Origin of the sequence: Arcticibacter eurypsychrophilus (assembly GCF_001730525.1) — a bacterium.
Classification (GTDB): domain Bacteria; phylum Bacteroidota; class Bacteroidia; order Sphingobacteriales; family Sphingobacteriaceae; genus Arcticibacter; species Arcticibacter eurypsychrophilus.
In genome coordinates, this window is the sequence record NZ_MDFN01000014.1 from 1 (window position 1) to 26,956 (window position 26,956).

Annotated in this window: 24 protein-coding genes; 13 read left to right on the top strand and 11 right to left on the bottom strand. The window is 41.0% G+C overall.

Going from position 1 to position 26,956, the window contains the following annotated elements; genetic code table 11:
- The first annotated feature begins 83 nt into the window (after positions 1-83).
- The 3 genes from BFL47_RS09070 (at position 84) to BFL47_RS09080 (ending at position 2,253) form a co-directional block, all read left to right on the top strand.
- Complete coding sequence (locus tag BFL47_RS09070) at positions 84-896, top strand: N-acetylmuramoyl-L-alanine amidase (RefSeq protein WP_069659478.1); 813 nt, start codon at positions 84-86, stop codon at positions 894-896.
- A 125-nt stretch (positions 897-1,021) separates the two neighbouring features.
- Positions 1,022-1,567, top strand: a complete 546-nt coding sequence (locus BFL47_RS09075) for a peroxiredoxin (protein ID WP_069659479.1) — start codon at positions 1,022-1,024, stop codon at positions 1,565-1,567.
- A gap of 101 nt (positions 1,568-1,668) precedes the next feature.
- The gene (locus tag BFL47_RS09080) at positions 1,669-2,253 is read left to right on the top strand and encodes a carboxymuconolactone decarboxylase family protein (RefSeq protein WP_069659480.1); all 585 of its coding nucleotides are present in this window, start codon (positions 1,669-1,671) and stop codon (positions 2,251-2,253) included.
- A 224-nt stretch (positions 2,254-2,477) separates the two neighbouring features.
- Here BFL47_RS09080 and BFL47_RS09085 read toward each other — a convergent pair whose 3' ends face one another.
- Genes BFL47_RS09085 through BFL47_RS09100 form a run of 5 tightly spaced genes read right to left on the bottom strand, consistent with a single transcriptional unit; the run spans position 2,478 to position 7,071 of the window.
- Positions 2,478-4,025 carry a DHA2 family efflux MFS transporter permease subunit gene (locus BFL47_RS09085; RefSeq protein ID WP_069659481.1) on the bottom strand — a complete coding sequence of 516 codons (1,548 nt, stop codon included), beginning with the start codon at positions 4,023-4,025 and terminating at the stop codon, positions 2,478-2,480.
- Entirely contained in the window at positions 4,025-4,639 is a 615-nt protein-coding gene (locus tag BFL47_RS20230) for an HlyD family secretion protein (RefSeq protein WP_245681341.1), read from the bottom strand. The genes BFL47_RS09085 and BFL47_RS20230 overlap by 1 nt, the downstream gene beginning before the upstream one ends.
- A gap of 33 nt (positions 4,640-4,672) precedes the next feature.
- The gene (locus tag BFL47_RS20235; RefSeq protein ID WP_245681338.1) at positions 4,673-5,068 is read right to left on the bottom strand and encodes a biotin/lipoyl-binding protein; all 396 of its coding nucleotides are present in this window, start codon (positions 5,066-5,068) and stop codon (positions 4,673-4,675) included.
- An 18-nt stretch (positions 5,069-5,086) separates the two neighbouring features.
- Positions 5,087-6,427 carry a TolC family protein gene (locus BFL47_RS09095; RefSeq protein ID WP_245681339.1) on the bottom strand — a complete coding sequence of 447 codons (1,341 nt, stop codon included), beginning with the start codon at positions 6,425-6,427 and terminating at the stop codon, positions 5,087-5,089.
- A 26-nt stretch (positions 6,428-6,453) separates the two neighbouring features.
- Positions 6,454-7,071 carry a TetR/AcrR family transcriptional regulator gene (locus tag BFL47_RS09100; protein WP_069659483.1) on the bottom strand — a complete coding sequence of 206 codons (618 nt, stop codon included), beginning with the start codon at positions 7,069-7,071 and terminating at the stop codon, positions 6,454-6,456.
- Between the two features lie 186 nt (positions 7,072-7,257).
- On the opposite strand from BFL47_RS09100, the gene BFL47_RS09110 reads away from it, so the two are divergent.
- Positions 7,258-7,437, top strand: coding sequence for a hypothetical protein (locus tag BFL47_RS09110; protein ID WP_069659485.1), 180 nt, complete (start codon positions 7,258-7,260; stop codon positions 7,435-7,437).
- Positions 7,438-7,579: 142 nt separating this feature from the next.
- On the opposite strand, the gene cphA is transcribed toward BFL47_RS09110, so the two are convergent.
- On the bottom strand, positions 7,580-10,192 hold the full coding sequence (gene cphA / locus BFL47_RS09115; protein ID WP_069659486.1) for a cyanophycin synthetase: 2,613 nt from the start codon (positions 10,190-10,192) through the stop codon (positions 7,580-7,582).
- Positions 10,193-10,321: 129 nt separating this feature from the next.
- Between cphA and BFL47_RS09120 the strand changes: the two genes are divergently transcribed.
- The 9 genes from BFL47_RS09120 (at position 10,322) to BFL47_RS09160 (ending at position 22,495) form a co-directional block, all read left to right on the top strand.
- Positions 10,322-11,230, top strand: coding sequence for a cyanophycinase (locus tag BFL47_RS09120; protein ID WP_069659487.1), 909 nt, complete (start codon positions 10,322-10,324; stop codon positions 11,228-11,230).
- Positions 11,230-12,078: an isoaspartyl peptidase/L-asparaginase gene (locus BFL47_RS09125; protein ID WP_069659488.1), complete on the top strand. Its 849-nt coding sequence runs from the start codon at positions 11,230-11,232 to the stop codon at positions 12,076-12,078. Before BFL47_RS09120 ends, BFL47_RS09125 begins: the two co-directional genes overlap by 1 nt.
- 35 nt (positions 12,079-12,113) lie before the next feature.
- A complete protein-coding gene (locus BFL47_RS09130) occupies positions 12,114-13,115 on the top strand; it encodes a tetratricopeptide repeat protein (RefSeq protein WP_069659489.1) in 1,002 nt (333 codons plus the stop codon).
- Positions 13,116-13,218: 103 nt separating this feature from the next.
- Positions 13,219-14,298, top strand: coding sequence for a tetratricopeptide repeat protein (locus BFL47_RS09135; RefSeq protein ID WP_069659490.1), 1,080 nt, complete (start codon positions 13,219-13,221; stop codon positions 14,296-14,298).
- Between the two features lie 178 nt (positions 14,299-14,476).
- Positions 14,477-16,591 (top strand): carboxy terminal-processing peptidase, encoded by a 2,115-nt coding sequence (locus BFL47_RS09140; RefSeq protein ID WP_245681340.1) that lies wholly within the window; start codon positions 14,477-14,479, stop codon positions 16,589-16,591.
- A gap of 453 nt (positions 16,592-17,044) precedes the next feature.
- Positions 17,045-18,070: a ligase-associated DNA damage response exonuclease gene (locus BFL47_RS09145; protein ID WP_069659492.1), complete on the top strand. Its 1,026-nt coding sequence runs from the start codon at positions 17,045-17,047 to the stop codon at positions 18,068-18,070.
- A complete protein-coding gene (locus tag BFL47_RS09150) occupies positions 18,067-19,680 on the top strand; it encodes an ATP-dependent DNA ligase (RefSeq protein WP_069659493.1) in 1,614 nt (537 codons plus the stop codon). The genes BFL47_RS09145 and BFL47_RS09150 overlap by 4 nt, the downstream gene beginning before the upstream one ends.
- Positions 19,681-19,716: 36 nt before the next feature.
- Positions 19,717-22,197 (top strand): ligase-associated DNA damage response DEXH box helicase, encoded by a 2,481-nt coding sequence (locus BFL47_RS09155; protein WP_069659494.1) that lies wholly within the window; start codon positions 19,717-19,719, stop codon positions 22,195-22,197.
- A 106-nt stretch (positions 22,198-22,303) separates the two neighbouring features.
- On the top strand, positions 22,304-22,495 hold the full coding sequence (locus BFL47_RS09160) for a hypothetical protein (protein ID WP_069659587.1): 192 nt from the start codon (positions 22,304-22,306) through the stop codon (positions 22,493-22,495).
- 66 nt (positions 22,496-22,561) lie between these two features.
- Here the strand turns inward: BFL47_RS09160 and BFL47_RS09165 are convergent, their stop codons facing one another.
- The 5 genes from BFL47_RS09165 to BFL47_RS09185 form a co-directional block, all read right to left on the bottom strand.
- A complete protein-coding gene (locus tag BFL47_RS09165) occupies positions 22,562-23,095 on the bottom strand; it encodes a C40 family peptidase (protein WP_016196011.1) in 534 nt (177 codons plus the stop codon).
- A 171-nt stretch (positions 23,096-23,266) separates the two neighbouring features.
- Positions 23,267-24,211, bottom strand: coding sequence for a hypothetical protein (locus BFL47_RS09170; RefSeq protein WP_069659495.1), 945 nt, complete (start codon positions 24,209-24,211; stop codon positions 23,267-23,269).
- Positions 24,212-24,234: 23 nt separating this feature from the next.
- Positions 24,235-24,771, bottom strand: a complete 537-nt coding sequence (locus BFL47_RS09175) for a lipocalin family protein (protein ID WP_069659496.1) — start codon at positions 24,769-24,771, stop codon at positions 24,235-24,237.
- Between the two features lie 38 nt (positions 24,772-24,809).
- Complete coding sequence (locus tag BFL47_RS09180) at positions 24,810-25,163, bottom strand: MmcQ/YjbR family DNA-binding protein (RefSeq protein ID WP_069659497.1); 354 nt, start codon at positions 25,161-25,163, stop codon at positions 24,810-24,812.
- Between the two features lie 14 nt (positions 25,164-25,177).
- Positions 25,178-26,896, bottom strand: coding sequence for a S41 family peptidase (locus BFL47_RS09185; RefSeq protein ID WP_069659498.1), 1,719 nt, complete (start codon positions 26,894-26,896; stop codon positions 25,178-25,180).
- Positions 26,897-26,956 lie beyond the last annotated feature (60 nt).

Here is a 26,956-nt window from a genome sequence, read left to right on the forward strand (position 1 = left end):
TAATCCCGGTTTTACCGGACAACAATAATTAATTTATTTCAGGTGACGCAAAAATAAGCGTATTTAGCGTTTTAAAACAATCTATGACTAAATATATCTTACCTGTTTGGCTTTTTTCTTGTCTTTTTTACTGTGGATGTTCCTCAAATCCGTATGCCAGCACCAACCGTTTATATAGGAAACAAGCTAAAGATTTGGTAAAACAGCTTACCCAGGTGCCCCTCGTATCGAATTATGGAGGCAAAGTTCCTCCTTATAGTATTGGAACGGTCAACTTAAATTTAAGAAAACCGAATTACGTCATCATTCATCATACGGCACAAAACTCATGCGAGCAAACTCTTAAAACATTTACATTACAACGGACACAGGTGAGCGCCCACTACGTGATTTGTAAAGACGGAACCGTTCATCACATGCTCAATGATTATTTTAGAGCATGGCATGCAGGAAATAGTAAATGGGGTTCAGAAACCGATATTAATTCGGCCTCTATTGGGATTGAGCTGGATAATAATGGCACGGAAGCATTTTCGGAAAGCCAGATCAGCAGTCTGATGCAGCTTCTGGCAGTGCTTAAAACAAATTATAAAATTCCAACGGCTAACTTTATTGGCCATTCGGATATCGCACCAGGAAGAAAAGTGGATCCCAATGCCTTTTTTCCATGGCAGGAGCTTTCGAAGAATGGCTATGGAAACTGGCCGGACTCGCTCCTCGATACCGTACCCACTGGGTTTAATGGAGTCGCTGCATTGCGCCTGATTGGTTATAATGTAAGTGATTCTTTAGCTGCAATCCGGTCTTTTAAATTGCATTTCATACCAACGGATCAGTCCCCTGGGCTTACTATTGATGATAAAGCGGTGTTAAATAACCTGTTAAAGAAGTATTAGTAATAGTACTATAGATTTTGTTTATAACCTATTGATAATACGTATAGCATATTAATCTAAAATTGTTGCTTTGGCAACAAAAGCGAGGTATCTTTGAAATATAATTAAAAACTAAGACAATTGATATGATAACAATAGGTCAAAAATTTCCATCATTCGAAAAAAAAGCAGTAGTTAGTATAGAAAAAGGTAAGGAATTTGATACCATTACATCGGAATATCTCACAAACGATGATAACGTATGGTCCGTTATATTCTGGTGGCCAAAGGATTTTACATTTGTATGCCCAACAGAAATAGCTGAATTTAATAAATCATATAGCGAATTCCGTGACAGAGATGCTCGTTTAATAGGAGCTTCTACAGATTCAGAATTTGTACACCTTGCCTGGAGAAACAATCATGATGATCTTCGTGACTTGAAATTCCCGATGCTTGCTGATACATCAAAATCTCTTGCAGAAGAATTAGGCATTTTAGAGCCAACTGAAAAAGTTGCATACCGTGCTACATTTATTATTGATCCTCAAGGAGTTGTTCGTTGGGTATGTGTAAATGATTTAAATGTGGGTAGAAACGTGAAAGAAGTTTTACGTGTTCTTGATGGTTTGCAAACAGATGAACTTTGTCCTTGTAACTGGGAAAAAGGTCAGGAAACAATTGGTGCTTAATTCGTTTTTAGCGTGACAGTATCTACTAATATAGATCCCTTATTAAAATAATACAGATCCCCGCTTTACGGGGATTTTTTATAAAACATAAAATTAATAAAATGAGTGAAACTACTGAAGTAATAGATGAATTGTTAAAAACAATTCAATTAGATACAACCTACCGTACACCTGCTTTAGATTTGCTTGAAAAGGCTGATTCAAGATATCTTCGTGACTTAAAAGTGAACTTTACCAGTACACTTGAATCTGAATATTTGTCTGCGAAAGAAATTGGCCTGATCGGGATCTCTATTTCCGTAAACAACAACAATAAACCTTTAACGGATTTCTACACTGCTTTTGCTGAGAAAAACGAAGCCACTGAAGCAGAAATTGCTGAAGCGGTATCTTGCGCTTCTTTGCTAGCATCCAATAATGTTTTTTATCGGTTCAGACACTTTACACAGAAAGAAAAGTATACGCAAATCCCTGCACGAATCAGAATGCAGATTATGATGAAGCCAATCACGGGTAAGGAATTCTTTGAGTTAATGAGTCTTGCTGTTTCTGCTGTAAACGGATGCGAGATGTGTGTTAATTCGCACGAGGATTCCCTAATGAAGCTAGGGGCTAAGGAGGAAAGGGTTTTTGATGCGGTTCGTATTGCATCGCTGATTACTGCAACAGGTAAAATTATTTACTAAACCTTGCCGATTTTTTGTAATAAAATTATTACTAGTTGTTGCAACATTCTATATATAAAAATAAAATACTTAATTTTACTATAAGGTTAACCGCTTTCGAATTGATTTTACCCCTTTAGAGACAGCACGAAGGATGAATCGTCTGTCTTAGATTCGGAGGATAAAGGTTTTTAATTGTAATCAGTAAAGACCGTCTTGTGGGTAACCATAAGACGGTCTTTTTGTTAATGCGCGTCTACCGGCATCGTTACATTTTTATTAAATTTTTGTAAAAACAATAATGGAATGGAACAGAGCAATACAAATCCGACTACCCAATACGTATCTGTATAAGTAAGAAGTAACGACTGTTTAATTACATTCCCGTTCATGGCTTTAAGTGCCACGTTTTGTGCATCCAGATTGGAATAGCCCTTCGACATAAAATTATGTACCATTTGATTGAACCGTTCTGTAAAAGCTGGATTGTAATTGCTGATATTCTCAATCAGCACATTCCGGTGAAAGCTTTGTCTGATATGGATAAAAGTTGTCAGTGCCGCAATTCCAAAGGAACCTCCAAGCTGACGCATCATATTATTTAACCCGGTACCTTGTCCTAGTTCTGGCCCTTTAAGATCCTGTATGGCCAGTGTAGTTAGCGGTACGAACAGCAGTGACATCCCCAACCCTCGTATTGCCAGAGGCCAGAAGAAATCGGATGTCCCTGATGCGAGCGTTGATTTACTCAGCATATGCGAAAATAAAAAGAAAAGTAACATGCCACCTGCAGCCATAAACTGGGCCGGTACTTTATTCTTTAACATAATCCCAACAAATGGCATCATGACAATGGTAAATAATCCCCCAGGAAAAAGTATTTCCCCTGTTTGCTGTGCCGAAAAGCCCAGCAACTGCTGACAGAATATGGGAAATATAAACACCGATCCATATAACCCGAAGCCTAAAATAAAGGAGGTAATCATCCCTACACTAAAACTTCGGTGCCGCATGATCTTAAAGTTCACAATAGGGTGGTCTGTGCTTTGCTCTCTCCAGATAAATAACAGGAGTCCTACAACAGCCGAAACCGACAATATTGTAATGTAACCGGTTGCAAACCAATCTTCACTTTCGCCTTTTTCAAGTACAGTTTGTAAACTGCCCACGGCAACCGCCAGTAGACCAATTCCCCACCAGTCGATCGGTTTGTCCTTCCCATCTTTAGGCGTGATCCGTACAAATGTGTACGTACAATAGGCCGCTATAATTCCTACAGGTATGTTTACGTAAAAGATCCAGGGCCATGAAAAATGATCTGTGATATACCCTCCGATAGTTGGTCCTACTGTAGGGCCTACCACGGCTCCCAATCCAAACAAGGCTGTTGCAATACCAACCTCCTCCCTGGGCCAGGTTTCAAGTAATATAGCCTGTGCCGTTGAGATCAGTCCCCCTCCGGCAAGTCCCTGTAGAATTCTGAAGGCTATTAGTTCATCTAAAGTTTTTGCATTACCACAAAGAAAAGAAGCAATTGTAAAGAGGATAATGGAGGTTAAAAAGTAGTTTTTCCGTCCGAAACGACTACCCAGCCAACCTGACATAGGCAATATAATTACGTTCGCTACCCCATATCCTGTTGTAACCCAGGCAACATCTTCCAGTGTCGCACCCAGGTTTCCCTGAATCTGGGGCATGGATACGTTTACAATAGTGGTATCGATTAATTCCAACAGTGAAGCGGTAATGACTGTAATAGTAATTACCCACTTCTTTAATCCTACTTCTGCCATTATTTATCGTCTGTGTGTACAGAAACTTTTACACTCATTCCAGGGCGCAATCTCTTCATGAATTGCTCCTCTGTTTGAATTTTAATTTTAACAGGGATCCGCTGAACAACCTTGACAAAGTTTCCGGTCGCATTATCAGGAGGAAGTAAGGAGAATTTAGCTCCGGTAGCTGGAGCAAAATTGTAAACCTGTCCTTTTATGATATGATCAGGGAATGCATCCACTTCCACTTCCACATTGGATCCACTTTTAAGATCTTCCATTTGTGTCTCCTTAAAATTCGCTGTGATATAAATGCTATTATCATTCACGACAGAAAATAAGGTTTGTCCGGCTTGTATAAGTTGTCCGGGTTGGATGCTCTTCTTGGAGATAATTCCTGATGCAGGAGCTTTAATTGTGGTATAGGATAACTGCAAATTAGCAAAGTCTACATCTGCCTGTTTCTGATCCACACCAGTATTTGTTACCTGTAACTGAGAGCGTGTTGTTCCAACTTGTCCTTGTGCGGCACGATATTGATCTTGTGCAGCCTGGTAGGCGGCTTCTGCGGCTTCTTTTTCTGCTTTTGCTGAGTCAAATTGTTGTTGGGTTACTGCACCTTCTTTGACCAGGTTGGCATAACGGGTGTAATTTTGACTGGCCCTCTATAGACGTACTTTCGCTGAAACGGCATTGGATCGTGCTGTAGCCGAACTAGCTGAAGTCGTATTAATTTGCGATTCTGGTACATCTATACCAGCACGTGCGCCTTTTTGTGCAGCAAGTGCTTGCTCCAGCTTAATTTGATAATCCCGCTGGTCTAGTTTAACCAATACCTGTCCTTTTTCCACATGTTGATTATCCTCAAAAAGAATTGTGTCTACATAGCCGCCTACGCGGGATACAACCGGACTGATATCTCCATCCACCTGCGCATCATCTGTATCCACATGGTTTTGCAGATATAGATATTCTCTGATACCAACTATTGCTCCAATGAGTATAACAACTGCAAGAATAATGGGTACTATTTTAATTGATTTTTTACTGTTCTCTTTCATTACCGTGATATCGATGTATTATTTTATTAATCCAGTTGATTTTTGTAAAGTATACCAAGCCAGGCCTTCATCTGCTTTTGCCAGTTCCAGGTTAATCTGTGATTGGAAAAGCTGTGTTTGAGCATCTATTCGGTCGGTTACAGATGCGATATTATTTCGGTATTTAGATTCCAGAATCCGGTCATTTTCCGAAGCCTGTTCAATAGAATTCTGCAAAATACTAATCCGGGATAATGAGCGTGTCAAATTTTGATAATCCCTATTCACCTCTGTTTTAACTAGATCTATAGTAATGTTCCTGGTATTTTCTACTTCTACTTTCTGAATTCTGGCTTCCGAAATCTTATTCTTATTCGTCCAGAGGCGGTCTATATTCCAGGCAACCGTTGCTCCAATACTTACAGGAGCTAGAAAGGTATTGGCGGGAGGAATAAATTTGCCGCTTGGATTGATGTAGTATAGATTAGCTGCGGCACTCAGTGTAGGACTCAAATCAGCCTTAATGGTCTTGATATTCGTTTCCGCCAGTGTATTCCGTAGCTCATATTCTTTTATTTCCTCCCTGGAAGCGATTGCCGTATCAATCAGACTAGTTAAGATCAAGTCACTGGAAGAAGGGGTTTTAAACTCACTCACTTCCAATTCAGTGTTTTCGGGAAGACCTAAGAGGATATCCAGATTATAATTTACAATCTTTTTGTTCGTTTCCAAATCAACACCGGTAAGCTCAATCGTGTTGTGCTGTAACTGGAAGCGTAAAACGTCATTTTTAGTCACTAGCCCCTGACTGAAAAACTGTTGTGCCTGCTTCAGTTGTTGGTCAATCGATTTCAGGTTCTGCACCACAACCTGTTCACTTTGTTGAACCTTGTACAGGTTATAATAAGAATTAATCACTGCGTAAACCACATTGTCTTCCTCTTGGGTAGCACCTAGTTTCGCGATCTCCGTTAAAAGATTAGTGGACTGTTTTGCATACCGCAATTTGTTACCGGCAAAAATAAGTTCCTGTACAGAGACGGTGCCAATAAAAGCATCCGCTTTGGAAGGCAAATCAAAAGCATTACTATCCGCAGTTCCTGGAAGCGCAAATCGACTGCTTAAAAAGTTTGCGTGACTATAGGTATAACTTGCAGATGCCTTAGGAAGAGCCTCATCCAGCGTTTGATTGTAGCGTGAAACCGCTTCATCAATCCTGGATTGTGACAGCTTCAGTTGTTTACTGTTTTGTTTTCCTAGTTCAATTGCTTCTGTAATCGTTATTGCCCTCTTGGTTTGAGCAAAGGATACCTCACTTAAACTGAGAAGTAACAATGCGGTAATAGTAACTCTTGCATATCCGAGTAGCTTGTTTTGCATAAGGTGATAGATATAGTGATTCATGATTATACTTTCAGATGGGCTTCTAATAATGCAGCTAAGTGTTTTTTTATTCGGGGTTTAATATCGTTTATAACGACTTCAGGATTGTGCATATCTACATCAAGTAAGGCTGATGTAATATTCTTTAAATGGACCACATAATACATAGAGCCGAAAATAGTGGCTATGGTCATTTCTGGATCTACTTTCCTGAACACGCCTTCTTTAATCCCTTCTTCTATTATTGATTTGCCAATGTTTATATTCTTCAAAAGATGGTCAACGATGATGTTTGTCATATCTGACCGTTGCTGTATGGATAACTCATAAGTCATCAGGCGATGAAAACAATTATGCTTCACAATCCGATCTGCATATATATCTACATACCGGGTAATTTTTTCCCATGATGAAAATGGACAACTGATAATCTGTAAAAGAGACTCATGAAAACCAGAAAACTTTCGTACGAAAACTGCTTTATATAAACCTTCTTTCGAACCGAAATAATAGTTGAGCATAGCCATATTTACACCCGCGTCTTTAGCTATGGCTCTGGTAGATGCTCCATCGTATCCGTTCTCCGAAAACAGTCTTTCGGCATGATTTAAAATGATCTCTTTTTTATCTTCTTTTATCATTGTTACAATTAATCAATCGATTGATTAATTGTAACAATGATATACCCATTTTAATATTTATGACTAAAGGATGATTTTTAAGCAATTGTTTCAACCGCGAATGAGATTGTGTATCAATCTGATAAATTGTACGCATTAGGATTAAAAAAAAACCTAAATATTTTCTATTTTTGATAAAAGCATTATATGGAAAATTCAAAGCAAGAAAATACAAACGGATATTATTTTATTATCGCAATGGTTTTTGGCGTATTAACGGGATGGGTGACAACTTCTTCACTCCTTTATGCCTTTTTTGGGGCTATTGTAGGTTTATTATTTGCAGGTCTGTTTACGAGCGCTTTTGTAAAAGGAAGACATAATTAAAAAATAAAGCGTCACGAAAAATATCGCAACGCTCTAACCTAAACCTTATCACAATTAAGCCAACAATCACATTGACCTATTACGCAATCAATAACGTTTAATCATTTAAATTGTTATTTAAAAAAGGGAAATAGTCTTTTAATCAGGACAGACTCTCATGATAACGTTTTACTCTTTGATAAGCATGATTAATGGAATCACTAATAATCGTAATCAGCTCTCCTGGATGTCGTTCATTCAGTACAGCTTCCCACGCTTGATCACTTGTACCCGTTATTTGAACCGATTTATCAGGCGCAACTTCTTTGATCCCTTCGAGGAGCAAAGCAGCAATTTCTTCCTTGGTTCGTCCCCGAAGATACTTTTCCTGACAAATAATGATGTGATCAAAGATGCCTGCAGCAATGCGCCCCATTTGCCGGATATCGTCATCTCTCCTGTCGCCTGTTCCTGAAATAACCCCTGTTCTTCTGGATGCTTTCATGCTCATAATGAAATGCTTAATTCCCATTAAACCGTCCGGATTATGCGCATAATCAACCAGGATCTTAAAGTCACTGAACTCAAATAAGTTCATTCTTCCAGGCGTTTGTTCGGTGGAAGGATAAAATGATTCAATAGAAGTACGGATCTCCGCGACTTGAAATCCCCAGAGATAGGCCGCCAAACTTGCTGCCATCGCGTTTTGTACCATGAATGCCACAGACCCATTATAAGTAATCGGAACATTCTGCAGACTGCTCAGCGTTATTTTCAAACTGCCTTTCATCAAAACGATGTTCCCGTTCTCTAAAATAGCAGCAGATCCACCATTCTGGCAATGCGCTATGATAACCGGATTGTCAGCATACATGCTAAAATAAGCAACTTGGCAATGCGTGGTATCCGTGCCAATATTGACACAATACGGATTATCCGCATTTAAAACCGCCCAGCCATTTTTCCATACAGTATCTACCAATACACTCTTTACGCGTTGTAAATCTTTTAAGGTATGGATGTCTGAAATTCCGAGATGATCCTCCTGGATATTCGTAATCACTGCAATATCACAAAAATCAAACCCGATACCGGAACGTAAGATCCCACCACGGGCAGTTTCCAAAACGGCGAATTCAACCGTTGGATCCTGTAGAACAAAAGCTGCACTAGTGGGACCAGTCATGTCACCTTTTTTGTGCATCATATCCTGTATGTAGATGCCATCTGATGTGGTATATCCAACCTTATAACCGCAGTTCTTAATAATATGAGCAATCAATCGGGTGGTCGTAGTTTTGCCGTTAGTGCCGGTAATTGCGATAATTGGAATTCTTGACGACTTACCCTCTGGATAGAGCATGTCTATAAATGGGGCAGCCACGTTTCTAGGTTTGCCTTCCGTTGGTGCTAAATGCATCCTGAATCCTGGAGCTGCATTCACTTCTAATACCACCCCGTTGGTTTGCTGTAAAGGCCGCGAAATGTCCCCTGCCATAATATCTATTCCACAAATATCGAGGCCGATCACTTTTGCTATCCGCTGACAGGTAAATACAGTTAAAGCGTGGATTTCATCTGTCATATCTACTGCCGTACCACCAGTACTTATATTTGCCGTAGATTTAAGGTTAACCGTTTTTCCTTCCGCCGGAACATAATCTAATGTCAAGTCTGCCTTGCGCAGCATCTCATTTGTATCCTGGTCGATCAGAATATTGGTCAGCACATTTTCGTGACCATTACCGCGCTTTGGATTTTTATTCTCTTCTTCAATAAGCTGCTGGATCGTATCTCTTCCATTCCCGATCACATGAGCCGGTTTTCGTAGTGCAGCAGCCACTACTTTATAATTAATAACCAGTACACGGAAATCAGATCCTCTAATAAAACGTTCTACAATTACTTTTGGAGATATCTTTCGTGCCAGTTCAAATGCAACAGTAGCTTCTTCTTCCGAATTCACGTTAATGGTAGCACCCCGCCCATGATTTCCATTGAGCGGTTTAAATACCAATGGAAAGCCAATCTCTTTGATCGCTTTTTTTAAGCCCTCCAGGGTCGTGATTGTACTTCCATCCGCTACAGGAATGGCATGTTCTTTCAGTAAACGCTTGGTCTCTTCTTTATTGCCGGCAATATCGACCGCAATACTACTAGTTTTATCCGTCATCGTTGCGCGGAACCTGACTTGATTTTTCCCTTGTCCCAATTGTACTAGTGATGCTGTATTCAACCGTGTAAAAGGAATCTTTCTTTTTACGGCCTCGTCAATGATTGCACCTGTACTTGGTCCGAAACGATCCGCATCCCGGTATCTTTCCAGTTGCCTGATGTCGGCTTTGAGATCATATTCCTCCCCAACAACCAAAGCCTCAGCAATCCGTACAGCCGCCTGGGCAGCATAGATTCCTGCTTGCTCGGCCACGTAGGTGAACACAACATTGTAAATACCTGTTGTACTGGTGCTTCTTGTCCGGCCAAATCCGGCAAACATACCAGCGAGTGTTTGAATCTCCAGCGCAATATGTTCTACAATGTGACCCATCCAGGTACCATCATGCACCCGCTCAAAAAAACCTCCTTCGTGCCCTTCAGAGCAGTGGTGCTTTTTTAAACTTGGAATGAGTTCCTGTAAGCGCTCCTTGAATCCGGAAATAGTATCGCTTGGCCTATATTCCATTTCCCCCAGGTCAAGGCGCATTTGTATTAATTTCTTTCTTTTTACCGACCAAATATTTGGTCCCTTGAGCACCTGGATACTCTGAATTTGCATAATGTAGAATCTATATTAACGCACGTGTAACCTTAAACAAGTATAAAAGTTTTTTTAATGCCCTCAAAAAAAACTAAATGGTCATTTTTTTGATATATTTAATAGGTACGCATTAAAAAAATTCGAAGTATGGTCCCGAAAGGTAAATTAGTTATCATTGGCGGTGCAGTTGATTTAGGTAGTTACCTGAGTTACAATGAAGATATTAGTCACCCTCACTATATTAAATTCTTTGAACGAGGCATACTTAAAAGAATGATCACGGAATCTGCCAAAGGCGAAGATTCTAGAGTGGAAGTGATTACTACCGCATCTAAGATTCCGGAGATTGTAGGAAAAGAATACATCAAGTCGTTTAACCAGTTGCAGGTTAACCAGGTAGATGTACTTGATATCAGTTCCAGAGAAGGGGCCAATACGCAGGATACGGTTGACCGGATCAAAAAGGCTGATATTGTTATGCTTACCGGAGGAGACCAGTTACGCTTGAGCGCCATTTTAGGCGGAACAGAATTACACCGCATCCTGAAGAGAAGATACATTGAAGATGAGTTTATGATCGCCGGAACTTCTGCAGGAGCTGCAGCCGCTTCTACGAATATGATTTACAGAGGGAGCAGCAGTGAAGCCTTGCTAAAAGGGGAAGTGCAGATCACAGGGGGACTTGGATTCATAGACAATGTAATCATTGATACTCATTTTGTACAAAGGGGACGGATAGGACGACTATTTTATGCCGTTGCCAGTAATCCCGGTATGCTCGGAGTGGGTCTGGGAGAAGATGCTGGCCTTTTAATTACAGGTGGCGATTGTATGGAAGCAATAGGTGCCGGTTTAACAATATTAGTGGACGGGCGATACATCAATGAAACCAGTATCTACGACGTTGAAATTGGTTCTCCTGTATCTATTGATAATCTGAAAGTGCATGTCATGTCAATTTATGACAAGTACGATCTCCAAAAGCATACGCTTATTATTAATAAAGCAATCCAGATTGAGGATGATGTATACCTTAAAATTAAAGATTACGATTAATGGTGCCTAAAATTATCATTCAAGGAGGTTTTTTCAGTGAATCAACAGCCAACAACGAGGTAAAACGCAGTAAGCAAAAGGCTTTAAAAAAGATTGCAGAACAATCCCATGCCTATTTATTGTCTCATACTGCCGTAGAAACAGTTGTATATGCCGTCGCCCTATTGGAAGATTGCGAGTTATTTAACGCAGGTCTTGGCTCTCAAATACAGAGCGATGGAAAGATCAGAATGAGTGCTGCTTTGATGGATGGGCACACGCAACGGTTTTCAGGTGTCATAAATATTGAGGATATCCAAAATCCGATTCATGTAGCCAGCCTTTTGATGGATTATAATGACCGTGTATTGGGTGGCCCCGAAGCATTATCTTTTGCCCGGAAAAATGGATTCCGGTTCTATGATCCGGAAACGGTGGAGCGAAGGCTGGATTATGAATTGAAGCTGAAACAAACGGTACGTACAGGAACTGTAGGTTGTGTGGCTCTGGATGCACAAGGCCATTTGGCTGCGGGCACCTCCACTGGAGGAAAAGGCTTTGAAGTTCCAGGCAGAATCAGCGATTCTGCCACTGTAGCAGGCAATTATGCTAATGCTTTTGCCGGGATTTCCTGCACCGGAGTGGGTGAAGATATTGTCAGTGCTGCTCTTGCTGCTAAAATTGTAACCCGTGTAACTGATGGGTTTTCCCTTCAGGAGGCCACTGATAAAACAATGGCCGAACTGAAGCCTTATGATGGCTTTGCAGGAATCATCGGCATTACCTCTAAAGGCGAAATCTATCATTCAGATACTCATCCTTATATGGTATGGGCGGCTTATTCTACTCTAGTTGAAACTTTCTTATAGATACAAGGTTTATGAGTTACTTTCTTTGTATATAAATGAGATCTTTTTACCTTGCTTTAGCCCTCTTCGTATTTTATTCTACCAGCGCATCTGCAAGTAATAATGCAGACACACTGGAGTTGATCCCTGCTGAAATAACGCCTGAACAGAGCCCGCAGGCCAAAATTAAAGCCCTTCGGGAGAGTATCAGTACCCTGAACCATGATATAGATATGGAGCAGGAAGCCAATCTTCACATGGCGATCGCGCAGGTCATGTTTCAACAAAGCTTTACTAAACAGGCAATTTCCGAACTCCTTGCAGCCGAAATGTTATACCACAAGGCCGGGAATACAGCCAAACGGGAAGAGGTTATCGGTCAGATTGCTGCCAATTACAGGAAAAACAATACCCTGATCGAAGCAGAGAAGTATTATATGCTACTTTTACAAGTTCAGGAAATTCAAAAGGAATATGCGAAGGCAGCAAAAACCGTCAATATCCTTATAGCCGTACTGGTCAAACGAAAAGATGTACAAAAAGCAGCGGGATACATCAGTTCCATCCCCACCAATATATACGATGTAATTAATGAAAAAAGTACGCTGGCTGATGCTTACGTTAAGCTTGCTGAAATAAGAAGAATCCAGACACGATATAAACAGGCAGCATCTCTGATATTACAAAATGCGTTAAGCCTATATCGGTCGGCGGACAATCTAAACGGAAGGATAGGGTGTTTTGATTTATTGGGACGTATCTACCTTGAACAAAAAAGGTATTCTGAAGCGAAATGGTTTTTTATTCAAGCCAATACGCAGTCCCGCAATTTAGATAATCAAAAAGGGGTCATCACCTCCCTGGTTAATCTGTCGAAAGTTAAGATAGCTATCCACCATAATAAGCTTGCTTTGCGCGACCTGAAAGAAGCCAATGCACTGGCCCTTAAAATGAATAATTCAACTATGATAGCCAATGTAAAAAAAGGATATTCTTTTTATTATGCCAGTGTGGGTACTAAATCAGCATCCCAAGCATCCCGAAGCCAATCTAACTAGCTAAATGATTCGGTCGGCGTCTTCAAAAGAAAAGCCTCCATACAATAACTTGTAACCTAAATAGTTATATATGCGTATCTTTGATTAAGTTCAGGATTTATATATGATTAAAAATTTATTAACTCTTGCATTAGTGGGTACGCTGATTGCAAATGGATTAGTGAAGGCAGCCGGACAGGATTCTGTACGGGTTACCAGCAATGTAAAACGAGTTGGACCCATCTATTTTGATGCATCGCCTCCAGTAGACTCTGCTCTTTTGCGCAGGCAAGCAATAAACAGGCGTTTGCGGAAAAAAGCGGATGAAACTGCAGATTTAATCAAGTATCAGAATGTGCTGATGCTGCACTCCCTGCTAAACCGAACTGAGATTTCTCAGGAGCCGCAGGAGAATATGTTAACTACCCTGAAGTTTTTACTTGAAGATTATAAATTAAGCAGCGATGACAAAAGTCAGGCTTTGATTTTAAATACCTATGGGGTTTATTACGGTAAAAAAGGCAATATTCCACAGGCTATATATTACTTCAATGAAGCATTGCGCCTCAAAGAAAAGGTAAATGATAAACAAGGAATGGCGTCTATTTCATCCAACCTTGCTGCTCTCTATCAGATCTCTGGTGAGTACCAAAAAGCGCTTGTTCAAAACAAGTCGGTGATTCAATTATTTACCGCTTTAAGAAAACCTGCTCTTGTGGCAGATGCTTATTTGGAACTAGCAGAGAATCAGTTATTGCTAAACAAATATGATGAGGCTGAATATAATATCATCAAAAAAGCGTTACCTGGATTTACTCGTTTGGGAAATAAAGCAGGCAGAATGAAATGTTTTCAAAGCCTTTCTGTCTTGTATTATAGTCAGAAGCGCTATTCTGAAGCCAAGTGGTTCTGTATTCAAACGCATGGCCTTGCCGAAAAATTGAATGACAAACAGGCCTTAATTGGTAGCCTTATTCATATGGCTGAAGTGAAAAATGCCCTTGAAGACCATCAGGATGCTCTTCGCGACTATAAAAAAGCAGAATCACTTGCTATTCAAAATCAATACCCTATAAAACTGGTTGAAATTATAGGTGATATGGGTGAAACGTATAATAAACTTGGTAATTATACCGCAGCAGGCTCTGCCTTAGATGAATATAGCCGACTTAGAGCTAATTTAATAAAAGGTATGACTTTATAATTTTGCTTTTTATTCTATTGAATGTAATATTATTATAGACTACGAAACAATTAATACTATTTTTGATATTGTAGTGTTAGAGAGGCGGTACTTAACTGCCTCTTTTTTGTTTATACATATAATTGGTATAGAATTAGTAGATAGGTTGTAAGAAATGGATTTTAAATCTCTTAAAGAAATGCTGAAAAAAATATTCCTGGCTTTGTTTACAGTGGCATTTATCGCCTGCAATGCCACACCCCGGGTTGACACGGATACGGAGGGATTAAAACCTGATGCCTCACAAAGTTTGGTTGCTAAAGAATTAGTCAAGATTATTGAAGGTGCCCATTACAAAAAGGTTAAAGTTGACGACTCCCTTTCGTCACAGGTTCTGGATAGATACCTGAAACAATTGGACGAAGGACATAGTTATTTATTAGCATCCGACATCAAGAATTTCGAAAAATACCGCTTTACCTTTGATGATGATTTAAGAGATGGAGATCTTTCTGCCTTTTTTCATATTTTCAATGTTTTCCAAACTCGTTATGCAGATCGCTTGAAATATTCGCTCACACAGGTGGATAAACCGTATGATTTTACGAAAAATGAAACGTATACCTACAATCGGGAAAAATTACCCTGGTTAAGTTCTATCGAAGCTTCTAATGAGCTTTGGTCAAAAAGGGTGGAGTCTGATTTGTTGAGCTTGAAATTATCCGGCACAGACGTAAAGAAAAACGGGGAGACTTTAAAAACCAGATATAAAAACCTCTTGTCTCAAACTGAGAAATTAAATAATCAGGATGCTTTTCAGGTGATCATGAACTCCTTTACAGAGGCGATTGATCCACATACCAATTACTTTATCCCGCAACGGGCACAGGCATTCAATGAAGAGATGTCCCGTACCTTTGAAGGGATAGGTGCTAGTTTGCAACTTGAAAACGAAGTGATCAAGATTATTTCAATTGTGCCGGGTGGTCCTGCTTTTAAAGCAAAAACACTACATGTAAATGATAAAATCCTGGGTGTAGCACAAGGGAAAGAGGGTGAGTTTGTAGATGTCAGAGGTTGGCGATTAGACAACTCCGTTTCTAAGATCAAAGGTCCAAGAGGAACAGTTGTACGTTTGAAAATCATTCCTGCAGGTCAGGAGATTTCTTCTCAGCCTAAAATTGTGACTTTAGTACGCGATAAAGTGGTCATGGAGGATCAGTCTGCTAAAAAGACCATTAAAACCATTATCCAAAACGGCAAAACGTATAAAATTGGTGTAATTGAAGTCCCAGCTTTTTATATGAACTTCAAGGATTACCAGGCTGGTGACCCGAATTATAAAAGTACAACCCGTGATGTTCGTATGATCATCGATACCCTGAAGCGCGATAAAGTTGATGGTATTGTTATTGACCTGAGAACAAATGGTGGGGGTTCTTTGATGGAAGCCATTGAACTAACAGGTCTGTTTATTAAGAAGGGACCGGTAGTACAAGTTCGTAATCCAAGATCGACAGAGGTAAGCGACGACGATGATCCTTCTATTTCCTGGACAGGTCCGCTTGGTGTTATGGTAGATCGTTTCAGTGCATCTGCATCTGAAATTTTTGCCGCGGCTATCCAGGATTATAACCGTGGTATCATCATGGGAACTCAAACTTATGGTAAGGGTACCGTTCAATCTGCTTTGGATTTATCCCGTTATATCAGCACGGTAGATCAGTTCCTGAATAAGGTTAAAGACACGGATAAAACTACAACCGCTACGGAAGGGCCTAAATTCGGACAGATTAACTTAACGATTGCTAAGTTTTACCGGATCAATGGAAGCAGTACCCAACATAAGGGTGTAATTCCGGATATTCAGTTCCCGATGATCTTTTCTGCTGATAAATATGGAGAAAGCTCTGAGCCATCTGCTCTGCCCTTTGATTCGATTAGTCCGGCTAGTTACACTGCTGTAGCTAATTTGAAACCCATCAACCTGCAATTGGTTAAGTTGCATGATGCCCGCATGAAGACTTCTTCGGAATATAAATATTTGATGGAAGATATCAGCGAGTTCAAAAAGAGAGAGAATGAGTTTGAGGTTACTTTAAATGAAGCGAAACTGAAAAAGGAACGTGAAGTTCAGGAAGCCAGATCACTTGTCAGAGATAACCAACGACGTGCAATAAAAGGCCTGCCTCCACTTAAAAAAGGTGAAGTGAAAAAGAGTGATGAGTATGATTTTGTACAGGACGAAAGTTTGAAAACAATGGCTGACTTTATCCGGTTAAACCAAACCGGTCAATTTACGATGGTGTATTAGGCATTAGAATACTATTTTAAAATAGGGCATCTTTTCTTTTTGAGAAGGGTGCCCTTTTTTTTGCGGGTTATTTTCCTGAATTACTTTGGAAGATGAAGCGAGAATAGGATAGCCATTATAGAAAAGAAATGGGGAGGACTTGTATGTTCTTTTTTTCTGGCAGCTTACAAGCTTTCTATCTTATTGAATCTTTGGTAGGTATTAGATGATTGTTGATTAATGAATAGCCTAAGGAAAGATTAAGGCCAGCTTACCCTTGAAGCTAGGGTGATACTACGGTGAGGCCACAGTGAAGCCACCTTTTAGTGCAAAAACGTGGCCTCACTGTGGCCTCACCGTGGCATCACTGTGGCATCACCCTTAATCTTTCCTTAATTTCATAATGCTTTGACTTAAGTTTTAATATACCTTTATCAGTAAAACTATATCCGTCAGCCAGTGGTTTATCTTCATATGACCCAACCTCTGCTCCAATTTAATGATAAGGGAATCTACTGTGCTGCGGGAGATTTCTATATAGACCCATGGCGGCCTGTGGACCGTGCCGTAATTACACATGCCCATTCTGATCATGCGTATTGGGGACATAAACATTACCTGGCACATCGTCTTTCCAGGGAAGTGTTGTATTACCGTTTGGGAGAGATCTCTTTGGAAACGTTGGATTATGAGCAGGAAACGCTGATTAATGGAGTTAAAGTAAGCTTTTATCCAGCCGGGCATATCATTGGTTCGGCACAGGTTCGGGTTGAATATAAAGGGGAAGTGTGGGTGGCTTCAGGTGATTATAAGCTGGAAGATGATGGCCTGAGTACCCCTTTTGTACCGGTTAAATGCCATACGTTCATCTCGGAATGTACCTTTGGAATGCCCATTTATAAATGGCAACCTCAGCAGAAGATCTATGACGACATGAATCAATGGTGGAAGTTTAATGCCACTGAAGGGAGAACCACTTTCATTGCTGGTTATTCTTTAGGTAAGGCGCAACGTATTTTGCAGGGGCTGGATCTGTCCATTGGAAAGGTTTATTTGCATGGGGTGATTGCCAATACCAATGAGGCACTGGAGCGAAATGGTATTCATTTGCCGGAAGCGCAACGAGTTACGCCGGAATTTGTAAGGGAAAATGCTCGTGGCGGATTGGTAATCTGTCCCCCTTCGGCAGTGGGTTCAGTTTGGATGAGGCGTTTTCCTTCTGTATCTTTTGGTTACTGCTCTGGTTGGATGTCTATCAGGGGTGCTAAAAAACGGCGGGCAGCTGACCGTGGTTTTGTGCTTTCGGATCATGCGGACTGGGATGGACTGATTACCGCGATAAAGGCTTCTGAATGCGAATCAGTCTGTTTAACGCATGGTTCAACGGCTTCCTTTTCCCGTTATCTAAGGGAACAAGGCTTAAATGCCTTTGAAGCCAATACGCAATACGGACTGGAAGAAGAGGAAAATAACGAAACAAGTTTGGAGGAAAAGGGATGAAGGACTTTGCAAAGCTTTTCGCTGATCTGGATGAAACGAATAAAACAAATGAGAAGATTAGAATTCTAAAGGCCTACTTTATGTATGTTCCGGATGCGGATAAGATCAATACGCTGGCACTTTTCACCGGACGGAAGCCTAAGAGGCAAATCAATTCTACGCTGGTGAAAAACTGGGCAATGGAATTGACGCACATTCCGGTGTGGCTGTTTGAAGAAAGTTATCATGTGGTAGGCGATTTGGGCGAAACGATTGCGTTGCTTTTACCGGAGCCGGAAGGTTCGCAGGATAAGTCCCTAACGGAATGGATTGCAGAAATAAATAGTCTGGCTACGTTGAAAGAAGAGGAGCGGAAGCTGTGGCTGGTGAGTTCCTGGGATGTAATGGATCGACAGGAGCGTTTTGTGTTTAATAAAATATTGACGGGCAGTTTTCGTATAGGGGTTTCCCAAAGTTTAATTGTAAAGGCGTTGGCTGAAATTTCAGGACTGGATGCTTCTGTACTGACCCACCGCATTATGGGAAAGTGGGATCCGCTGCTCTTTAGCTTCTACGATTTAATGCAGGAACAGGATGCTTCAGAGGATATTTCCAGACCCTATCCGTTTTGTCTGGCTTACCCAATTCAGGAAACCTCCACTCAGGTTAAATCGGCAGAGGAGATGGAGCTAGCTTTGGGCAACCCAGAGCAGTGGCAGGCCGAATGGAAATGGGATGGCATCAGGGCGCAGGCAATTTACAGGGGAAAGGAAATCTTTATATGGAGCAGGGGTGAAGATTTGGTAACCGATAAGTTTCCGGAGCTACATCGGTTTATAACGGAACTTCCGGATGGAACGGTGCTGGATGGGGAAGCGATTTGTTTCAGCGGGGAATGTCCTCTTCCTTTTAATGTGCTGCAAACCAGGATCGGCAGAAAGAACCTGACGAAGAAAATATTAACGGATAGTCCAATGGCCTTTATTGCTTATGACTGTCTGGAATTTCAAGGCGATGACATCCGATCGATGCCATTGAAATATCGTCGTTCTATCTTAGAGCAGCTTCATGCGCAGAGTGCGCATCAGGATATATTCAGGCTTTCAGCAATCGTTCCTTTCTCCAACTGGAAGGATTTGTATGCGCTGCGGTTGCAATCCCGGGAGAACGTTGCGGAGGGGTTTATGTTGAAACGGATTGAATCGGTTTATCAGACGGGAAGGAAGAGAGGGGACTGGTGGAAATGGAAGGTGGATCCGCTTTCGGTTGATGCGGTGATGATCTATGCGCAGAAGGGGCATGGCCGGCGGGCTGATTTATACAGTGATTATACTTTTGCGGTATGGGATGGAGATAAATTGGTTCCTTTTGCGAAGGCCTATTCCGGACTTACGGACAAGGAAATGAGTCAGGTTGATCAGTATGTGAAGCGAAATACACTGGAGAAGTTTGGACCAGTGAGAACAGTTAAACCTGGGTTGGTATTTGAAATCGGGTTTGAGGGGATTAATCAATCCAACAGGCATAAATCAGGAGTAGCCCTTCGGTTTCCAAGGATCTTACGCTGGCGGCATGACAAGAAAATTGAAGACGCCGACCATATTGAGGTACTTCGGGCGTTATTGGGTTAAACTTAATAAAGGAATTTTTGTGCAACAGGACTTTTAATGAGTAAAGGAGAGAAAGTAGTATCGGATTGGTTTATGCAAAAAGGATGGAAGCAGTTTGCTTTTCAGAAGGAGATGCAATCTGCTTACTTAGCGGGATATTCCGGTTTGTTAAATGCCCCTACGGGAAGTGGTAAAACCTTCGCTTTGTTCCTGCCAATTATTGCGGAATATATTAACCGTTATCCCGATACCTATAAGACACGTAAGAATAACGGCCTAATGATGCTTTGGATCACTCCTTTGCGTGCGTTGACTAATGATATCCGTAAAGCGATGCAAACGGTGGTGGATGACCTGGAAATGCCCTGGACGATTGCTAGTCGCACGGGAGATACTACCGCAAAGGAAAAGGCGGCTATCCAAAGGAAACAACCGGAGGTATTGCTAACTACTCCGGAAAGCTTGCACCTGATGCTTGGGCAAAAGAATTACCCTAAGCTATTTGAAAACCTGCAGGTGGTAGTGGCTGATGAATGGCATGAGTTATTGGGATCTAAACGGGGTGTGCAACTGGAACTTGGTTTCTCCAGGTTGAAGGCAATCCTCCACAAGGATGAAAGTGTTGGTCGTAAAAGTTTGCGAATTTGGGGCATCAGTGCGACGATTGGTAACTTACAGCAAGCGGCAGAAGTGCTGCTTGGGCATGATGCTGACCCATCGGGTATTAGGCTTATTCGCGCGAACCTGGGTAAAAAGCTTCACATTGAATCGGTGATACCGGAAAATATAGAGCAATTCTCCTGGGCAGGACATCTGGGGATTAAGCTTTTACCCCAGGTGATGGAGATTGTCGCGAAGAGTAAAACTACATTGATCTTTACGAATACGCGTTCGCAATCGGAGATCTGGTATCATGCTATTCTGGATCAGTATCCGGAGTATGCGGGAATTATGGCCATGCATCATGGGTCGCTTGATAATCAATTGCGAAACTGGGTGGAGGTTGCTTTGCATCAGGGGTTGCTTAAAGTGGTGGTCTGTACTTCGAGTCTGGATTTAGGAGTAGATTTCAGGCCGGTGGATTCAGTAATCCAGATTGGAAGTCCTAAGGGTGTCGCCCGTTTTATGCAGCGGGCGGGAAGGAGCGGACATCATCCGGGAGCAACTTCGTACGCCTGGTTTGTGCCCACGCATTCTTTGGAGCTTCTAGAAGGTGCAGCCATTAAGGAGGCGATTGAACAGGAGATCTTTGAAAGCAGGGATCCTATCATACTGGCCATGGATGTGTTGATGCAGTATTTGGTGACGCTGGCAGTGTCCGATGGGTTTCGTGCAGAGGTCATCTTTAAGGAGTTGAAGTCCACTTATGCCTTTTCGGACCTCAGGGAGGAAGAGTATGGGCAGATCCTGAACTTCATTACCAAGGGAGGTAAAACCCTTTCAAAATATGACGAGTATCTTAAAGTGGAGATAGAGGATGGCTGGTATAAAGTGAATAGTAGAAGGGTGGCGATGCGGCACAGGCTAACCATGGGGACTATTGTCAGCGATGTGAGTATCCGGGTCAAGTTTGTTACAGGAGGATACCTCGGTACGCTGGAAGAGGATTTTATTGCCCGGATGAAGGTGGGAGATAACTTTTGGTTTGCCGGCAGGAGCCTTGAATTGGTGCGGGTGAAGGAGATGACGGCTTATGTAAAGAAGTCGAACCGGACAAGTGGTCGGATTCCAAGCTGGATGGGAGGGCGACTTCCGCTATCGTCGCAGCTTTCGGCCATGTTTCGGACGAAGCTGGATGAGGTGGCGCATCATATTGAAAAGGATATTGAGGTGAAGACACTGCGTCCTCTTTTTGATATGCAGGCCAGGATTTCACATTTGCCCACGAGTGAAGAGTTTCTGATTGAGCGTTTTGATTCCAGGGACGGTCATCATTTGTTTTTTTACCCTTTTGAGGGAAGGCTGGTCCATGAGGGAATGGCCTCTTTATTTGCGTTCCGCTTGTCTAAGATCAAGAATGCAAGTTTTTCTATCGCGATGAATGATTATGGTTTTGAGCTGTTATCTGCTGATCCGATATTTCTGGAAGAGGCCATTGCTAAGGGTCTATTTACCTCAGAAAACTTGCTGGAGGACATACAAAGTAGTTTAAATGCGAATGAAATGGCCAGACGGAGGTTCAGGGATATTGCGCACATTGCAGGATTGGTTTTCACGGGCTACCCTGGCAAGACCATGAAAAATAAACATCTTCAGGCCTCTACCTCTCTTCTATTTGATGTGTTTAATGAGTATGAGCCGGATAACGTGTTGGTGAGACAGGCGTATAATGAGGCGCTGCAATTTCAATTGGAGGAGTTCCGCCTGAGGGCCGCACTTCAGCGAATTCAGGGCTTGAAGGTTATTATAACCAATTGTAAAAAACCTTCTCCTTTTGCATTTCCTATTTTAGTGGACCGTTTGAGGGAAAAACTGACTACAGAGACACTGGAAGAAAGGGTGGCAAAGATGACGCTGCAATATGCGAAGGAAGAATAGGTTCGATTTTTCTCAATTTATACAACTCATTTTACATTTCAATGGAACTTTTTCCGAAAAAAGAGGTATGGCAATGTATTTGCATACCTATTCTAAAATCTTCAACATGAACTTAAAACGCACTTTTGGAACTATATTGACTATACTAGGAATTGTGGGACTTATTTACGCAGCAATTGGATTTGTGCAACATTCAGGCACTCCAAGGGAGCTAATCGTATATGGGGTTTTGGGATTAGTATTCTTCTTTACTGGAATTGGCTTAGTAAGAAATACTGGCGATGTAGCTAAAATGTAAATAAAATATAAAAAGGATTGATATGAATAGCTTATGCTTTCAGATCAATCCTCATTTTTGAACAACTTACAATTGTTCTTTCAAAGACTCAATAAGTCTTCCTCCCTTGTAATAATAACGTTGCCAGTAGGATTCGTTAAGATTACTGATTCGAACACCTCTGCTTGATGAAGCATGAGCAAACTTGTTATCTCCCAGATATACACCTATATGCGAAATCGCACGGCTCTTAATCTTGAAAAATACCAGGTCTCCTTCTTTTAATTCATCCTTACTTACAGGGTTAACCATAGTAAAAATGTTTCTGGAGTTGTTTCCGATAACTGTGTTGAACACTTTGTCGTACAGCTGAAATGCAAAACCTGAGCAATCTACGCCTCTTTGAGTGTCGCCACCTAAACGGTACGGCGTCCCAATCCAGTCATAAACAAATTGGTAAAGTTTTACATTTGAAGTAGCCGATGCGGCGATTCCCATAATCTGGGAAAAGTAGTCCTTGGCAAGGTTGTCAGGGTCTTCTACAGTTTTCTTTGTTTGTGCCTGAGCTCCAGACACATAAGTTATAGCAATTAAGACTGCTATGATCGTTTTTTTCACCATTTAATCTCGTTTAACAGTTAAACATTAATACTTTTAAACGCCCTCTTGTGACATAAGATCTGACACGAGCATTGCAAATCTAGCTAAATAAACGAAAGCTGCAAGTTAAAAGTGTATAGTATAGACAAATTTAACATTTGGAGTGTCTTGATTATGATACAATTGTGTAGGTTATTGTACAATTCCCCTTACATGAAGGGTGATTTCTGAGGGATGAAACATATTTAAAGTGGAACCAGGAATTAGGGTTAAATAGTGGCTTAGATAGACGTCAACGATTCCCTGCAGTACTTTTTTTCTTGATTCTTCAAACTCGGGACTCGTTATATATTTGTTAACGCGCATTTTTCCATTTTGATCCACAAGTACGGAAAATGTGTAAAAAAACTTTTTATAGGCTTTGTGAATTGTGATGGAATATTCGGGGAATAGGTAGGCATCGGATGGACTGCTGCTTACTAAATTATCTTTATCCATTTCAACGGGCACCTTATTTACCTGTATGTTTTTATTCGTGCTTGTAAATTGTACAGGATTGCGGGCAGCAAAGCAGCTGTCGGGGTTAAATGAATTACGGAGAGCACGTCTTATCTTACTTCTAATAAACAAAGAGTCCTTCCTGTTGGGATGTTTGAGTTTTTCGGGATCTTGCCTTAAATGCTCCTTTAAATAGGTATAGGAGTAAAATTTCATAGTCACATTAGAGCGTTCTTGTGAAACCTTCTTTTCATCTACGGACAAGAGTTGAAAGGTGATACTGTCCTTATTAATCTCTTTGAGGCGGAGCCATTCACGTGCGATGTTAAATACAGAATCGTGATCATGATATACCGGATAATGAAAATAGACCTTTTTAACCGGATTATAGATCATCACAGAATCTTCGGAAAGGAAGTAGAGTTTCCAGTCGGGTTCTTGCTGAAAGCCCTGATCGTTAAATGAAAGGCCGGTGTTGAATTCCCGTCTCACTTCAATAAACTGAATTCCCAGGATATTTTTAAAGGATGGGCGTTGTTTTTTGCCGCTGTCGCTTTGTTGGCTGCAGGAAAACAATGCGGTCAATAAAGTGATAAACAGGAGGAATGGAAAGGGTTTAACCGAGCTGTGAACATGCATAAGGAACAGCTAAGTTAATACAATCAGTCATTAGATTTTTGTGGAGTGATTTTGAGTTTAGAGATATCAAATCCCTTCCGGTCAGATATGATCAATAGTTTTTTATAGACATCCATCTCCATCCATGGCTTACGACTCAGTATCCAAAGGTACTTTCTATTAGGGTGTCCGATAAGGGCATAGCTGTAATCGGGTGCAAGATCTAAAATCCAATACTTTCCACTAAAGGGCCATTGAAACTGTACTTCGAGCTTTGCATTGGAGTTTTTATCGGTTACTTTAGCTTTACCGAACGCGATTTTTTCTTCTCCATTGGCGATGCAGGAGTTTTTAATCGTAATGGTATCATCATCATTTAAGGTATAATAGGCGGTGGTGTAAGTGCAGCCTTTTTGAAATTTTTGAGGAAAGGAAGCAATTTCATACCACTTACCCAAATACTGCTGGAGATCGACATGTTTTACGGTATCTAAACGCTTTTGGAAAATCTTTCTGATTATAAGAGCCGCTGATCCTAAGATAAGCGACGTGGCTACGATCATCGGAGCTGATTTCTTCATATTGATTTAACAATCATTTACAAGGAAGGTTTAGTAATTTAGATGCTACTCTGGAGGTCAAGTTGATTTTTTTTGGGTAATTTGGAAATAATCAGGTCATAGGAGTCCTTTATCCAGTCTTCCAGCTGTTTATTGGGCACTGCTCCGGAAATAAGAATGGTGTTCCAATGTACTTTGCTCATGTGGTAACCTGGAAGCACGTCACTATATTGTTCCCGAAGTTCTTGCGCATGTTCAGGATTGCATTTTACATTGAAAGAAAAGGGGGTTAAAGAAGCCAGGGTAAATATCTTATCCTTTACTTTCATCACGAGGGTATCATCTCCGAAAGGAAAACTTTCAGTTGCGGCAGGGAGGCTGAGGCAGAACGTTCTGTAATCTTCTATATTCATACCTGGAGAGGGGTTTATTGTTCAGGAACGTTAGCGGTAAAGCCTAACACTGGTTTGCCAATGGATTTATATTTACCATTGCCTTTTAAGATAGAGGCGAGTACTGCTTTATCAGACAATATCGCTTGGGCTGATTTAATCTCTAAATCCGTATTAAAGGCCTGCTCCATACGCCCTTTTTGAAAGTAGTAGCGGGAGACAATTTCATTTTCTAGAATCAGTTTAATTTCTTCTTTAAATTGATTCAAATCATTTTGCTTACTGGTATAGACCTTTTTTTTCAGGGCATCAAATTCAGTTCGTATTTCAGTGAGTTTTTTCTCCTTTTCAGCTTCTTCCTGAAGTTCATTTACTAATTTCTCTGTCTTTGTGAAATAGTTGTAATCCTTGTCTGACATATATTTTACGAAATCAGTGTACTCCGTATCAGTAAGTCTGAAATCTTTGGCACTTGTCAATTGCTTATGTGTACTGCGGTATAATGTGGCGTAATCGAATATGTAAAACTTGCTTAATAAGGTGATCGCAATAGGACTGTACCGTTGTGGGGTGACAAACTGATCGGGATATATGCCACTTCCATCATAAACAAGTCGCCCTGCTTTGGTGTGATATTCAGAGATCAGCGAATCGGCTACTTTGACCACTTCTCCCTGAGCAGAGCGGTGGGTATAGTCCAGCGATTGGATACAACGGCCGGAAGGGGTATAATATTTGGCAACGGTAACTTTGATCAGGCTATTATAAGGAAGGTTAAAACTTTGCTGTACCAGTCCTTTTCCATAGCTCCTCTGACCAATGATGACAGCTCTGTCGAGGTCCTGTAATGCGCCTGCAACAATTTCGGATGCAGAAGCCGAACGGCTATTAACCAGGACAATTAAGGGGATATTTGGTGCTATAGGGGGATTGTAAGTCTTATAGGTATACGATTTTTCTTTTGTTTTACCTTTTTGTGTTACTACAGTTGTGTTTGCGGCAACAAAAAGATTAACAATTTTTACTGCTTCCTGAAGGATTCCACCACCATTGGAGCGCAGGTCAAGGATCAATCCGGAAGGTTTGCTTTTTAGAATGGAGGTTAAAGCTTCGGAAACTTCATTACCTGAATTTTCCAGAAACTTGTCCAGTTTGATATACCCGATGTGATCATCAATAAGTCCGGAGTAACTCACATTAGGCTGTGTAATTTCATCCCTTATGACATCAACAGTTAGAGGAGTATTTAGGCCGGGGCGGTCAACGGTAATCTTCAGCGCAGTTCCTTTTGGACCTTTGAGCATGGTACTCACAGATTCATATGTTTTGCCTTTTAAAAAGAGACTATTGATTGCTGTGATGACATCGCCAGCACGAAGGTCACTTTTTTGGGCAGGAAAACCTTCAAATGTTTCAGCAATGAGAAATTTGCCATCATGCAGCTGAACACTGGTACCGATTCCACCATACTGGGTACTCACATATTTCATGCGGTAATCTTCCATATCCGATTCAGGAACAAACTCGGTATATGGGTCCATGCTTTCCAGCATCGCCTCGATCCCTGTTTGAATCATTTCGGAGGTATTTATTTCATCCACATAGTTGACATTTACTTCTTTATATAGGGAAGTGAAGATCTCGAGGTTTTTAGAGGCTTGAAAGTAGTCGTCGCTAAAAGCAAATGATAGAATAACAAGTCCGGTGCAAGCGGTCAATATTATTTTTTTAGCATGTTTCCTTAGGTCAAGCATAATTATGAGGTTATAAAGCAATACGTAGGATGCGCTTTAGTAGTATAAATATACTATTTG